This window comes from Streptomyces sp. NPDC046759 (genome assembly GCF_040645475.1).
GTDB lineage: Bacteria > Actinomycetota > Actinomycetes > Streptomycetales > Streptomycetaceae > Streptomyces.
In genome coordinates this window covers 35,157-48,503 of the sequence record NZ_JBEYYJ010000001.1, presented here as the reverse complement: position 1 = coordinate 48,503, position 13,347 = coordinate 35,157, and the positions used below count along the sequence as shown (strand labels likewise).

The 13,347-nt window shown below is 72.8% G+C and carries 11 protein-coding genes; 4 read left to right on the top strand and 7 right to left on the bottom strand.

Annotated features, from left to right (window positions below; all coding sequences use genetic code 11):
- Window positions 1-16: 16 nt before the first annotated feature.
- Window positions 17-976, bottom strand: coding sequence for an SDR family NAD(P)-dependent oxidoreductase (locus ABZ919_RS00195; RefSeq protein ID WP_361240400.1), 960 nt, complete (start codon window positions 974-976; stop codon window positions 17-19).
- 162 nt (window positions 977-1,138) lie between these two features.
- Here ABZ919_RS00195 and ABZ919_RS00190 point away from each other — a divergent pair, with 162 nt between their 5' ends.
- The 3 genes from ABZ919_RS00190 (at window position 1,139) to fumC (ending at window position 5,383) form a co-directional block, all read left to right on the top strand.
- Window positions 1,139-1,738 (top strand): helix-turn-helix domain-containing protein, encoded by a 600-nt coding sequence (locus tag ABZ919_RS00190; protein WP_361240397.1) that lies wholly within the window; start codon window positions 1,139-1,141, stop codon window positions 1,736-1,738.
- Window positions 1,739-2,231: 493 nt separating this feature from the next.
- Window positions 2,232-3,905 (top strand): NAD-dependent malic enzyme, encoded by a 1,674-nt coding sequence (locus ABZ919_RS00185; protein WP_361240394.1) that lies wholly within the window; start codon window positions 2,232-2,234, stop codon window positions 3,903-3,905.
- The gene (fumC, locus tag ABZ919_RS00180; RefSeq protein WP_361240391.1) at window positions 3,902-5,383 is read left to right on the top strand and encodes a class II fumarate hydratase; all 1,482 of its coding nucleotides are present in this window, start codon (window positions 3,902-3,904) and stop codon (window positions 5,381-5,383) included. The genes ABZ919_RS00185 and fumC overlap by 4 nt, the downstream gene beginning before the upstream one ends.
- A 78-nt stretch (window positions 5,384-5,461) precedes the next feature.
- Here the strand turns inward: fumC and egtD are convergent, their stop codons facing one another.
- The 4 genes from egtD to egtA are packed head-to-tail and all read right to left on the bottom strand — an operon-like array spanning window position 5,462 to window position 9,883.
- Window positions 5,462-6,421, bottom strand: coding sequence for an L-histidine N(alpha)-methyltransferase (gene egtD, locus ABZ919_RS00175; protein ID WP_361240388.1), 960 nt, complete (start codon window positions 6,419-6,421; stop codon window positions 5,462-5,464).
- On the bottom strand, window positions 6,418-7,197 hold the full coding sequence (gene egtC, locus ABZ919_RS00170; RefSeq protein WP_361240385.1) for an ergothioneine biosynthesis protein EgtC: 780 nt from the start codon (window positions 7,195-7,197) through the stop codon (window positions 6,418-6,420). The genes egtD and egtC overlap by 4 nt, the downstream gene beginning before the upstream one ends.
- The gene (gene egtB, locus ABZ919_RS00165) at window positions 7,197-8,534 is read right to left on the bottom strand and encodes an ergothioneine biosynthesis protein EgtB (RefSeq protein ID WP_361240382.1); all 1,338 of its coding nucleotides are present in this window, start codon (window positions 8,532-8,534) and stop codon (window positions 7,197-7,199) included. Before egtB ends, egtC begins: the two co-directional genes overlap by 1 nt.
- Window positions 8,531-9,883 (bottom strand): ergothioneine biosynthesis glutamate--cysteine ligase EgtA, encoded by a 1,353-nt coding sequence (gene egtA / locus ABZ919_RS00160; protein ID WP_361240379.1) that lies wholly within the window; start codon window positions 9,881-9,883, stop codon window positions 8,531-8,533. Before egtA ends, egtB begins: the two co-directional genes overlap by 4 nt.
- 277 nt (window positions 9,884-10,160) lie before the next feature.
- On the opposite strand from egtA, the gene ABZ919_RS00155 reads away from it, so the two are divergent.
- Window positions 10,161-11,084, top strand: a complete 924-nt coding sequence (locus ABZ919_RS00155) for a TIGR02452 family protein (RefSeq protein ID WP_361240376.1) — start codon at window positions 10,161-10,163, stop codon at window positions 11,082-11,084.
- Here ABZ919_RS00155 and ABZ919_RS00150 read toward each other — a convergent pair.
- A complete protein-coding gene (locus ABZ919_RS00150; protein WP_361240373.1) occupies window positions 11,069-11,515 on the bottom strand; it encodes a type II toxin-antitoxin system PemK/MazF family toxin in 447 nt (148 codons plus the stop codon). The genes ABZ919_RS00155 and ABZ919_RS00150 overlap by 16 nt on opposite strands.
- 339 nt (window positions 11,516-11,854) lie before the next feature.
- A complete protein-coding gene (locus ABZ919_RS00145) occupies window positions 11,855-13,276 on the bottom strand; it encodes an amidase (RefSeq protein ID WP_361240370.1) in 1,422 nt (473 codons plus the stop codon).
- Between the last annotated feature and the right edge of the window lie 71 nt (window positions 13,277-13,347).

Sequence of the window (13,347 nt, the reverse complement as noted above, 5' to 3'; positions counted from 1 at the left end):
GTGGCGGGCCGCTCTGTCAGGCGGTCGTAGCGGTGTTCATGAGCATGCCGAGGGAGACCTGCCACAGGCGGGCCGCGTGGTGAGGGTCGATCGCGTGGGCGGCGACGCCCCGGCGTACTCCGGGCCGGTGCGGGCCGGCCTCGTTGCAGTCCTCGAAGTACCGGCCGGTCGCGCCCTCGGTCAACGGGGAGGCGGCGAGCAGCACCGAGGTCGCGGCACCCTGCTCGATGTTCTTCCAGGACACGTCGGTGCTGGTGGCCTCGAACGAGGCCGGGCTGTGGGAGATGTCCCCGATGTGACGGCCGAGCCGGGTGCTGGTGATGCGGCCCGGATTGAGGGCGTTGACGGCGATGAGGTCGGGTGCCCAGCGTCGTCCCGCCTCGACCGCGAACAGGACGTTGGCGGTCTTGGACTGGCTGTATGCCGCCCAGGGGGCGTAGGGGTGCCGCTCGAAGTTGATGTCGTCGAAGATCACATCGCCGTTGACGTGGCCGACCGAGCTGACGGCGACCACACGTGCGCCGTGCGCCGCCGTCAGGGCGCTGTGCAGGCCGGTGGCGAGGGCGAAGTGGCCGAGGTGGTTGGTGGCGAACTGCATTTCCCAGCCCTCCTTCGTCCGCTCCAGCGGCGAGGCCATCACGCCGGCGTTGAGGACCAGGATGTGCAGCGGCCCCCGCCACGCCTGCACAAAGGCGTGTACCGAGGTCTGGTCGGCGAGGTCGAGTGTCGCGGCCCGCACCGTTCCCGGGCCGCCCGGCGGTGTGATCTCCCCGGCCGCCCGTGCGCCCGCGACCGGGTCGCGGGCGCCGATGGTGACCTCGGCGCCGGCGACCGCCAGGGCCCGGGCGGTCTCCCGTCCGATGCCGGAGGCTCCCCCGGTGACGACGGCGCGCCGGCCGCTGAGGCCGAGACCTGCCAGGACCTCCGCGGCGGTGGTCCGTGCGCCGAAAGGGGTCGTGAGGAGGCTGTCGGTCATGGGAATCTCCAGAAAGGGGGCGGGGCGGGCAGGCGAGGGCGCGTCCGGTGGCGCGGTGGCGGGGGACGTCGTACCCTCATATCCGGAACTGGTTCCGGTTACGTTCCCGAGACTAAGCGGAACCGGTTCCGGTTGCAAGTGTGGCGAGGAAAGGAGCCGGGAGTGACCGGCATCGAGGGGGGCCCGGCGCGACCCCGCAGGCCGCTGCGCGCCGACGCGCAGCGCAATGAGGACCGGCTGCTGGAGGCGGCGGCGGCCGCCTTCGCCCGTGAGGGAGCGGGCGCCTCGGTCAAGGACATCGCACGCGCGGCCGGTGTCGGCGTCGGCACCCTCTACCGCCGGTTCCCTTCCAGGGAGCTCCTGATCGAGGCGATCTACCGACAGGAAGTGCAGCGCCTGTGCGAGGCGGCGCAGGAGTTCACGGCCACACAGTCACCGGTCGACGCGCTGAGGATGTGGATGGAGCACTTCATCGACTTCATGGCCGCCAAACAGGGCATGGCCGACGCGCTGGCCGTGGTGCTGACCGACGAGAGCGAGAAGATGCACACCCGGGCGCTGCTCGCCGACGCCATCGCCCACCTGCTCGGCGCCCTGGAAGGGCAGTCGGTCGCACGGTCGGGGGTCGAGGCGCAGGACGTGCTGATGGCCCTCGGAGGCATCAGCCTCATGGCCGCCGGCGAAGGGCGGCGCGACCTGGCCACCAGGCTCATCGACCTGCTCCTGTACGGCGTCGTTCTCCCGGCCCGTACCGGTTCCTGATGCGCGCCCTCCGTCCGCCGCTCGGCGATGGCCGAGGAGCGGCGGACGGAGCGCTCGGACGATCTCCTTGGCAGCGCTGACCCGTCGCCGTCGCCCGGGCCTCGCACGACGGGCCGGCCGCCGAGGCGACGGCGGACCGCGTACTCGACACCGCGTCCACGGTGGACCAGTCACGGTGACGTGGCGGTACGGGTCGTCCGGTGCGGCGACGGGCGAAGTCGCCCGGCACCTCCGCGCGTCGTTAGCCTGAATCCATACCACGGCACCGATGAGATCCCCACCGCGATGCGCGCGCGGGGCGGATCCGCCGACAGTCTGCGGCGAGTGGTCGCCTTCGCGGGACGCGGCCTCAGACCTCCATATTCCGCCGGACCCGGGGTCGGTCCGACCCTCACAAGTCCTCCTCGAGATCGCACTTCCGAGTGGCATGGAGTGCGTCCGCGCCGTCACCCCGGGCAGAGCCGACTCGGCTTTCGCACACAGGGAGATCGTCATGACCGACAGCCAGGCGCGGACCCCGGCCATCCCCGGCGTCCTCCTCGATCCACTGCGCAACCGTGGCGTGGCCTTCACCCCCGAGGAACGGGACGCCCTCGGCCTCACCGGGCGTCTGCCGTCCGGGGTGCTCACGCTCGCGCGGCAGGCCCAGCGTTCCTATCAGCAGATGCAGGCACAGAGCAGCGACCTCGCCAAGAACGTCTACCTGGAACAGCTGCACGACCGCAACGAAACCCTGTACTTCAAGGTACTCACCGACCACCTCGTCGAACTGCTGCCGATCGTCTACGACCCGACCGTGGGCGAAGCGATCGAAAAGTACTCCCACGAGTACCGGCACCCGCGTGGCATCTTCCTGTCCATCGACCGGCCCGACGACATGGAGAAGGCCTTCGCCACGCTGCAACTCGGGCCCGAGGACGTCGACCTGATCGTGTGCACCGACGCGGAGGAGATCCTGGGCATCGGTGACTGGGGCGTGAACGGGATCCAGATCTCGGTCGGGAAACTCGCTGTCTACACGGCGGCCGCGGGCATCGACCCGCGCCGGGTCGTACCCGTGTCGCTGGACGTGGGCACGGACCGCACATCGCTGCTGGAGGACCCGCTCTACCTGGGCAACCGGCACCCCCGCGTCCGCGGCGCCGCCTACGACGCATTCATCGAGAAGTACCTGGAGACGGTGTCGTCCGCGTTCCCCGGCGCGCTCCTGCACTTCGAGGACTTCGGGCCCAGCAACGCGCGGCGGATCCTGGAGCAGTACGGCGGCCGCTACCGCATCTTCAACGACGACATGCAGGGCACCGGAGCCATCACGCTGGCCGCCGCCCTGTCCGCCGTCAGAGTCAGCGGCGTGCGGATGCGGGAGCAGAAGCTGGTCGTCTTCGGTGCCGGAACAGCCGGGGTGGGCATCGCCGACCAGCTGCGCGACGCGATGGTCCGCGACGGCGCGGATCCGGAGCAGGCCGCCGCCCGGGTATGGCTCATCGACAAGCAGGGGCTGCTCACCCGGGACATGTCCGACCTGCGTGACTTCCAGCAGCCCTACGCGCGGGATCCGGCCGAGGCCGCGGACTGGGCCAGGGACGACGGCGCGATCTCGCTGCTGGAAACGGTTCGCCGGGTCAAGCCGACGATCCTGCTGGGCACTTCGACCGCGCACGGAGCGTTCACCCGGGAGGTCGTCGAGGCCATGTCCGAGGGCACCGAGCGGCCGGTCGTCTTCCCGATCTCCAATCCCACCTCCCGGATCGAGGCCATGCCCGCCGATGTCATCGCCTGGTCCAGGGGAAAGGCGCTCGTCGCGACCGGGATTCCCGTTGAGCCCGTGGAATACGAGGGCGTGACCTACCGGATCGGGCAGGCCAACAACGCATTGTTGTACCCGGGCCTGGGCCTGGGCACGATCGTGTCGGGTGCGTCCCAGGTGACCGCCGGCATGCTGCTCGCGGCCGCACAGGCGGTGGCGGACCAGGTCGCCCCGTTCGGGCCGGGCGCCTCTCTGCTGCCACCCGTGGACGACCTCAGGGAGTCCTCCGCGATCACCGCCACCGCGGTGGTCAAGGCGGCCCTCGACGACGGCGTGGCCACCTCCAAGCCGATCGACATCGCGGAGGCCGTCCGGGAGGCCATGTGGCAGCCGGTCTACACGGACGGAGCCGCGGCATGAACACGCCCCACTCCGCCGCCCGCCGGACCGGGTCGGCGGGTCAGGACGAAGCCCCGAAGATCGTCGACGTCCCCATCGGGGTGCACGCGAGCGGCACCCGACGGGAGACCGACTCCATGGGAGCCGTCGACGTCCCCGCGGACCGCTACTGGGGCGCCCAGACCCAACGGTCCCTGATCCACTTCTCCATCGGGGACGACCGGATGCCGAAAGCGGTGTACCACGCCTACGGCTACGTCAAGAAGGCCGCGGCCGCCGTCAACGGGCGCGCCGGTAGGCTCCCCGCCTGGAAGGCCGAGCTGATCCAGCGGGTGGCCGACGAAGTCATCGCGGGTGAGCTGGACGAGCACTTCCCGCTGTACGTGTGGCAGACAGGGTCCGGTACGCAGTCCAACATGAACACCAACGAGGTGATCAGCAACCGCGCCATCCAACTCGCCGGCGGTGAACTGGGCAGCAAATCCCCGGTCCACCCCAACGACCACGTCAACATGGGGCAGTCCTCCAACGACACCTTCCCCACCGCCATGCACGTCGCCGCGGTCAAGGAGATCCACGAGCACCTGCTGCCCAGTGTCAAGGCGCTGCAGCACGCCATCGCGACGAAGGCACGGCAGTGGCAGGACGTGGTGAAGATCGGCCGCACCCACCTGGAGGACGCCGTCCCCCTCACTGTGGGGCAGGAATGGTCCGGCTACGCCCACCAACTGCAGCAAGCCGTCGACCGGGTCACCGCATCCGCCGAGGGCCTCTACGAGCTCGCCATGGGCGGCACCGCGGTGGGCACGGGGCTCAACGCCCCACCCGGATTCGGTGAGCAGGTCGCAGCCGAGATCGCCGACGCGACCGGTCACCCGTTCACCACCGCGCGGAACAAATTCGCCGCCCAGGGCGGCCTGGACGCCATGGCCGGCGCATCCGCCGGGCTGCGGGCCCTGGCCGTGCCGCTGATGAAGATCGCCAACGACATCCGCTGGCTGGCCTCCGGACCCCGCTGCGGCCTCGACGAACTCATCCTTCCGGCCAACGAGCCCGGCTCCTCGATCATGCCCGGCAAGGTCAATCCGACCCAGTGCGAGGCGATGGTCATGGTCTGCATCCAGGTGCTGTCCGAGGACGAGGCCATCGCCTTCGCCGGCACCCAGGGCAACTTCGAGCTCAACGCCATGCGCCCGGTCATCATCAACAACTTTCTGCACGCGGCGACCATCCTCGCCGACGCCTGCACCAAGATGCGCGAGTACTGCATCGAGGGCACGGAGCTCAACCGGGACCAGATCGACGCTTACGTCGACCGGTCCCTCATGCTGGTCACGGCCCTCTCGCCGGTGATCGGCTACGACAAGGCCTCCGCCATCGCCCACAAGGCCGACGACGAGGACACCACCCTGCGCGAGGCGGCTCTGGCCTCCGGTTACATCAGCGCCGAGGACTTCGACCGCATCGTCCGGCCCGCCGCCATGGTCGCTCAGGCATGACAACACAGTGCGGGGGCCGCCGCCACGGCCGCGGGTGCGGCACACGGACGGGCGACCCCCGCACTCACCGGGCCACACTCATCGCACGACGCTCAGCGACAGCGCGAAGCGGCTCTGCGCGTCCGTCCACCAGTGGGTCAGCTCCAGGCCGGCAGCGGCGAGTTCCTTGCTCACGCCGCCCCTGCGGAACTTCGCGGACACCTCGGTGCGCAGCTCCTCGCCCGCCGCGAAGTCCACGGCGAGGTCCAGCGCGGGCACCTTCACGGTCTGCGCGGTGCGGGAGCGCAGCCGCATCTCGATCCACTCGCGCTCGGCGTCCCACAGGGCCACGTGATCGAACGCGTCCGGATCGAAGTCGGCGCCCAGCTCACGGTCGACGACGGTCAGCACGTTCTTGTTGAACGCTGCCGTCACCCCCGCCGCGTCGTCGTACGCCCGGACCAGCACCCGCTCGTCCTTGACCAGGTCCGTGCCGAGCAGCAGCGCGTCGCCCGGCGCGAGCAGCGCGCGTACGGAGGCCAGGAACCTCGCACGCTCGTCGGGCAGCAGGTTGCCGACCGTGCCGCCGAGGAAGGCCACCAGCCTGGGTCCGGGAGTGGTGGGCAGGGTCAGCGGGGCCGTGAAGTCCGCGATCAGCGCGTGCACCTCCAGGTCCGGGTGGTCCGCGACGAGCGCCTTGCCGGCCTGGGTGAGGGCGCTCTCGCTGACGTCGACCGGGATGTACGCGGAAGGCGCGAGCGCGTCGAGGAGATACCGGGTCTTCTCCGAGGAGCCCGAGCCGAGTTCGACCAGCGTACGGGCTCCGCTCGCCGCGGCGATCTCGTCGGACCGGGTGGCGAGGATCTCCCGCTCGGCGCGGGTGGGGTAGTACTCGGGCAGTTCGGTGATCTGCTCGAACAGTTCGCTGCCGCGGGCGTCGTAGAACCACTTGGGCGGCAGCCACTTGGGCTGGACGGTGAGGCCGTGCAGGACGTCGGCGCGCAGCGCGGCCTCCGTCGCGTCCTCGGGGAGGGTGCGGGTGACGAACAAGGGGCTCACGTACAGGGCTCCTTCGACGGTGCGGAAGCAGGATCCTCCAGCGGGGCGAGCAGCACGCCGGCGCGGCTCGCGGTCAGCACGGTGCGGTCGGGGACCTCCTGCCAGAGAGGGTCGTCGTCGTGGGGTTCGGAGGCGACGACCGTGCCGCGGCCGGGCTCCGTGCGGTACCACAGGGAGTCGCCCCAGGCGGTGGCGGCGATGGTCGTGCCGTCCGTCAGCAGCAGGTTGAGCCGGGAGGCGGGCGCCGCCGCGGCGAGCTGGCGAACCGTTTCTCCGAGGGCCTGGTCCGGGTCGTCCCCGGAGCGCAGCCGGTGCAGGACCAGCGCCCAGACGAACGCCGAGTCGGTACGGGCCTGCAGCGACAGCAGGTCGACCGGGGGCAGCGTGGACACCAGCGAGGCCGCCGAGTCCGGCCAGCCCGCGACGGCGCCGTTGTGGCTGAACAGCCACCGGCCCGAGGCGAAGGGCGCGGCCGCGGCCTCGGCGTCGGCCCCCGCGAGCGTCGCGTCCCGCACGGCGGCGAGTACGGCGCCGGAGCGCACCACCCGGGCCAGGTCGGCGAAGGACAGGTCCGCCCAGATCGGCCCGGCGCGCCGGTAGCGCGCCGGTACGGGGTCGCCCGGTACGTACCAGCCGACCCCGAAACCATCGGCGTTGACGGTCCCGTGGCGCTGCCGCCGGGGGGCCCACGACTGCCGCAGCAGACTGTACGGCGGCTCCACGAGCAGCCGCCCCAGGGGCTCCTCCGGTCCCACGTAGGCCAGGTGACGGCACATCAGACGGCCTCCGACCGGGCGGTGCGGAAACCGGAGAAGATCTGCCGCCGGACCGGGTAGTCCCAGTTGCGGAACGTACCCCGGCAGGCCACCGGGTCCACGGCGAACGAACCCCCGCGCAGCACCTTGTGGTCGGAGCCGAAGAACACCTCCGAGTACTCCTTGTACGGGAAGGCCCTGAACCCCGGGTAGGGCAGGAAGTCGCTCGCCGTCCACTCCCACACGTCACCGATCAGCTGCCGGACGCCGAGCGGTGATTCACCCGCCGGATAGCTGCCGGCCGGCGCGGGCCTGAGGTGCCGCTGGCCCAGGTTGGCGTGTTCCGGCGCCGGGTCCGCGTCGCCCCACGGGTAGCGCCGCGAGCGGCCGGTGGCCGGGTCGTGCCGGGCGGCCTTCTCCCACTCCGCCTCGGTGGGCAGCCGGCGCCCGGCCCAGCGGGCATAGGCGTCGGCCTCGTACCAGCACACGTGCACCACCGGCTCGTCGGGCGGGACCGCCTCGGTCGCCCCGAAGCGGCGCCGCAGCCAGCGGTCGCCGTCCCGGCGCCAGAACAGCGGCGCGGTGATCGAGTGCTGTTTGACGTGCGCCCAGCCCTCCGGGGTCCACCAGCGCTCGGTGTCGTAGCCGCCGTCGTCGATGAACGCCTGGTACGCCGCGTTCGTCACCGGCGTGGTGTCGATCCAGAACGGCGCCACCTCCCTGACATGGGCCGGGCGTTCGTTGTCCAGCGCCCACGGCTCGGCCGACGTGCCCATGGTGAACGGGCCACCGGGCACGAGGACTTCGGACGGGCCGGTGAACAGCGGCGCCGGCCGCGGGTCCGGGGCGGTCAGGGCCTGCGGGCCCTTTCTGAGCTGATGGGTGATCAACATGGTCTCGTCGTGCTGCTGTTCGTGCTGGGCGATCATCCCGAAGGCGAATCCGGCCTCGGTCAGCCGGGTGCCGTGGAAGTCCGCGCCCTGCAGCAGGTCCATGACGCGGCCGCGCACCTCGGCCGCGTACCGGCGGGCCTCGGCGGGCGGCAGCAGCGGCAGCGAGGGCCGTTCGGCCCGCGGGTGCTCGAAGGCGTCGTAGAGGCGGTCGATCTCGGGCCGCAGGGCGTCCCGGCCGCCGACCGCCCGCAGCAGCCACAGCTCCTCCTGGTTGCCGATGTGCGCGAGGTCCCACACCAGCGGGGACATCAGCGGCGAGTGCTGGGCGGTGAGGTCGGGGTCCTCGACGCAACTGGTCAGCAGCGTGGTGCGGGCACGGGCGGTGGTGAGGGTGGCGAGCACCCGCTCGCGCAGCGTCTCGGCGTCCGCCTCGGTCAGCGCGGTGCCGGTCTCGGGGGCGGTCATGTGCGGATGTCCTTCCTCCCATGGGCGGTGGGGGTGCCCCCGATGCGGTGGCGGGGCCGGGACGGGGGCCGGCCCCTGCCGTCCAGCCGGTCCAGCAGGTCGTGGGCCGGGCAGCGGCCCCGGGCGACATAGCGGTCCCGGTACGCGGCCACCGCCTCGGTCACCTCGGCGGTGGCCCCGAGCCGGGGCAGGGCCTCCAGCGCCGCCGCGAAACACAGGGCGGCGGCCTCGCGCAGCTCCGGGTCGGTGATCCCGCGCCGGGCCGCTTCGGTCCACAGCGGGTTGTGCGGGGCGGGCAGGTTCAGGGCCCGCTCCGCGAGGCGTTTCACGCTCCGGTACGCCGTCTCGGCGGCCTCCGGGTCGTCGAACAGGGCCGCCGTCACCGCCAGCGGCACGATCCAGCCGTCCTCTCCGGGCTGCGCGTCGATCATCCGCAGCTCGAGATGGCCGCGCGGCCGGACCGGCGGGAACAGGGTGGTCAGGTGGTAGTCCAGGTCCGCCCGGGTGGGCGGCCGGGGCGAACGGGAACGGGTCCACTCCCGGAAGGTGAGCCCGTCGGGCACCTCCCACGGGCCGGTGTCCCGGCGCACACACATCACCGGCGCGTCGAGCACATGCCGGGCCCAGGCGGCCCGTGGTTCGCCGCCCAGCGGGGGAGCACCGGCGCGGCCGGCGCCGATCTCCGTCCAGATGAGCTGCCGGCTGGACAACCAGCCCGTGGGCTCGCGGCCGATCAGCGGGGAGTTGGCGAACGCGGCCACCAGGACCGCGCCCAGATGGTGGGCGAGCCACCAGCGCCGCCCGTGTCCGAGCGGGCCCGGCTCCTCGTGGCCGGCGTCCACGCAGACCTGCACGGAGGCGGAGGCGCACATCATGTGACGGCCCGCCGGACCGGTGCGGTCCAGGCAGGTCTCCATCGCGTCGTAGCGCGGCTCGTGCAGGAACCTGCGGGGTGTGTGCCAGGGGTCGTGGCCGATGCCGACCAGACCCAGACCCTTCTCGGCGAGGACGGCCCGGACCGTGTCCAGGTCGGCGGAGACGGTGCCCACGCACTCCATCAGGGAGGCGGCGGGCGGCGAGCTCAGCTCCAGCTGGCCGCCGGGTTCCACGGTGAGCGGCGACCGCAGGGGTACGGCCCGAAGCGCGGCGTACACCGCCTCGAGCCGTTCGGGTGTCACGGGGAGCTGCGGCATCCGCAGCTCATGGACCAGCCACTCCAGTTCGACACCGAGCGCGCGGGGCGGCCCGGTCTTGAAGCAGATGCCCCTGACCAGGGCCTCCACCTCGGCTTCGGTGACGGCGCTGCGGTGTTTCGTACAGTCGCCACCGTCACTCTGTGTATCTGACATGTAGGGATCCTCCTGAGATTCCACCATGCCACCGGCCCGGTACGACGTGGGGCCGGGCAGGCGCGCGTTCCACCCAAGACCCTCGAGCCGGTTAGCACAAGGGTGCACCTCGGGACGTTCCGGTTCGGTCATCTCCGTTTCCGTACGCGTTCTCCGGACCGTTCCGGGTGCGGGAAACTCCGTTGCACCGCATCACCAGCATCGCCCAGGATGCGTGCATGAGCACGACGGGGGAGACCGCGCGGGCCGCGGTCACGGCGTCCACGGGGGTGGCGCCGTGAGCGCGCGCCTGCGCGGAATCGCCGCGGAGACGGAGGAGATCGTGGCGGCGGGCCGGTACCGCACGCCCGACGGCCGCGAGGTGTTCCTCGGGGCGCGGATCGAGACCGCGCGCAGCGGTACACGGATGTTCGGTCCGGACCCGGTGCCGCTACGGCAGCCGGGCGTGGAGGGCGAGGACGTCGCCGGCGCGGACGTGTCCGGCTCAGGGCACGCCGGCCTGGCCGGCCCGGAACTCGCGGTCGGCACCGTTCTCGAGGTCACCGGGGAGAGCAGCCTGGAGGCCGCCCGCCGGCTGGCCGGCGCCCCGGTCGCCGTCCTGAACTTCGCCTCCGCCCGGAATCCCGGCGGCGGCTATCTCAACGGCGCGCAGGCCCAGGAAGAGGCCCTGTGCCGGGCCTCCGCGCTGCACACCTGCCTGCTGACGGCCCGCTCCTTCTACGACCACCACCGCGCCCACCGCGACCCGTTCTACACGGACCGGGTGATCCACTCACCGGCCGTCCCGGTCTTCCGCGACGACCGGGGCCGGCTGCTGGCCGAGCCGTACCCGGCGGGTTTCCTGACCGCGGCCGCACCCAACGCGGGCGTCGTACGGCGGACGCGACCGGAGCGCGCCGCCGGGCTGCCGGACGCCCTCGCGGTACGGGCCGAGCGGGTGCTGGAGACGGCCGCCGCCCACGGCTACCGGCGCGTGGTGCTCGGTGCCTGGGGCTGCGGAGTCTTCCAGAACGACCCGGCCCAGGTCGCGGACGCGTTCCGGGGGCTGCTCGGCCCGGGCGGCCGGTTCGCCCGGACCTTCGAGCGGGTGGTGTTCGGGGTGCTGGACCGGACACCGGGAACGGTGGTGCGGGAGGCGTTCACCCGCGCGTTCCCGCAGTCCCGGGCCGTCGCGTCGTACGCCGGTCAGGTCCAGCCGTAGCGCTCGTGCAGGCGCTGCCGGACGAGGTTGAACCGCATCCGGTCCAGCGCGCACGCCTCCCGGCGCATGCCCTCCTCGTGCAGCCTCAGGACGCGGTCCACGTCCACCCACGAGTCCCGGCCCGACCGGTCCCACGGGCCGCGGCCGAGCGCGACCCACTCCCGGTCGCCGTCGTGCCGCTTGCTGGACAGCTGCACGGCGAGAAAGGTGCCGGTCGCCTCCCGGGCGACGACCAGCACCGGGCGGTCCTTGCCCCGGCCGTCGTTCTCCTCGAACGGCACCCAGGTCCACACGATCTCACCGGGATCCGGGTCGCCGTCGTGCGCGGGGGAGTACTCGGTGCGCACCCGGCCGACCCGGCGCGGGTCGGCCTCGGCGGTGGCGTGGGGGCCGTACCGGCCCGGGACGTTCTCATCGGTAAACGTGGTCACGGGGGCACCCTAGTGGGCGGTTCGCGGGCGGCAAGAGGCGGCCGCCGTGCGCACGTGGTGCGCCCGTTGTGGCCGGCGATGCCGCACCGGGTACGGCCGGACACGGCGGCGTGCGGGACCGTGCGGGACGGCGGCCGCCAGCATGGTCATGGTCGGACGAGGCCGTGCCGGAGTGCGACCGGTGCGGTGCCTGCCTAGTCGTCGCGGCCGGGGTGAGCGGGCCCATGACTGACGGTCCGGCTGTGCGGGGCCGGGAGGGTGGGTGACCGGTTGCGCGGGCCGGACATCACGGTGTGACGCAGCGATCCGCGGCTCCCGCCCGCGATCGGGGAACGGCCGTCAGGCGGCCCGTGTCGCCGGCGCCGGCCGAGGCGGCCACCGTTCGTGCCAGCGCAGCTCCGCCTCCAACTGGGCGGCGACGGACACCAGCAGCGGTTCGCTGTGCGCGGGCCCGAGCAGCTGCGCGCCCACCGGAAGACCGCCGCCGACGAACCCGGCGGGCACGTTCACGCCCGGCCAGCCCAGCACGTTCCACGGCCAGGCGTACGGGCAGGCGGCGATCATCGCGCGGTCCGTGGCCAGTCCGCGCAGGCTGTACAGGGCGCCGATACGGGGCGGGGGAGCGGCCGTCGTGGGGGCGAGGACGACGTCGTAACGCCCGAAGAACCGGCCGATCCGCCGGTGCAGCACCGCCTCCGCGCGCCGGGCCACCCTGAGCGGGGCCCCGCCGAGCAGCCGGCCCAGCCGGGCCGCGTCCCGGGTGCGCGGATCGAGCAGCGCCGGATCCGGGGCGTCGCGGACATGCTCGGCGATGCCGGCGGTGGCACGGGGCACGAAGGTCAGCCCGATCTGCCCGTACGGCGGATCGGCCTCCTCCACGTCGTGCCCCGACGCGGCCAGCTGCTCGGCGAGTTCGACCAGCCGGGCGCGGATCCCGGGGTGCAGCCGGGCGGGTACGGCGGTGAACGGCGGCTTCAGGGAGAGGGCGATCCGCAGCCGGCCCGGGTCCCGGCCGACCGCGTCCGCCACCGTCAGTGCGGGCGGCCGGTGCGGATCCCGGTCGTGGTTGCCGCTCGCCGCGTCCAGCAGCAGGGCCGCGTCGGCGACCGTCCGGGCGAGGGTGCCGTTGACCGTGATGCCCTGGAACGACTCGCCGCGCGGCCAGGTCGAGATACGGCCGCGCTGCGGTTTGATGCCGACCAGATGGGTCCATGACGCCGGGATGCGCACGGAGCCCGCGCCGTCGGAGCCGAGCGCGGCGGGGACGAGGCCGGCGGCGACGGCCGCGGCCGAGCCCCCGGACGAACCCCCGGGCGTGTGCGCGGTGTTCCACGGATTGCGGGTGTCCCCGAACGCCCTTCCCTCGGTGAAGGGCCACTGCCCCAGCTCGCACGTGTTCGTCTTGCCGACGATCACCGCGCCGGCCGCGCGCAGCCGCCGTACCGCCTCCCCGTCCTCGGCGACCGGAGGGAAATCGCCCGCACAGCCGAACGCCGTCGGCTCGCCGGCCACGTCCATGTCGTCCTTCACCGCCACCGGAACCCCGAGCAGCGGGCGCCGCACTCCCGCGGCCAGCTCCCGGTCGGCGGCGTCCGCTTCGGCGAGAGCCGCCTCGGCCCGCACGATCCGGAAGGCGTTCAGCGTCCCCTGCGTCGCCTCGATCCGGGCCAGCGCCCGCTCCACCAGCGCTCGCGAGGTCACCTCCCCCTCGATGAGCGCACGCCGGGTCTCGAGGAGACCGGCGGAACGGTAGTGCGTCATGGACGGGCACCTCCGGGGGACGCCGGGAACGATGTCTACCGAACGGTAACGTCAGAGCGGGCCGACCGTAC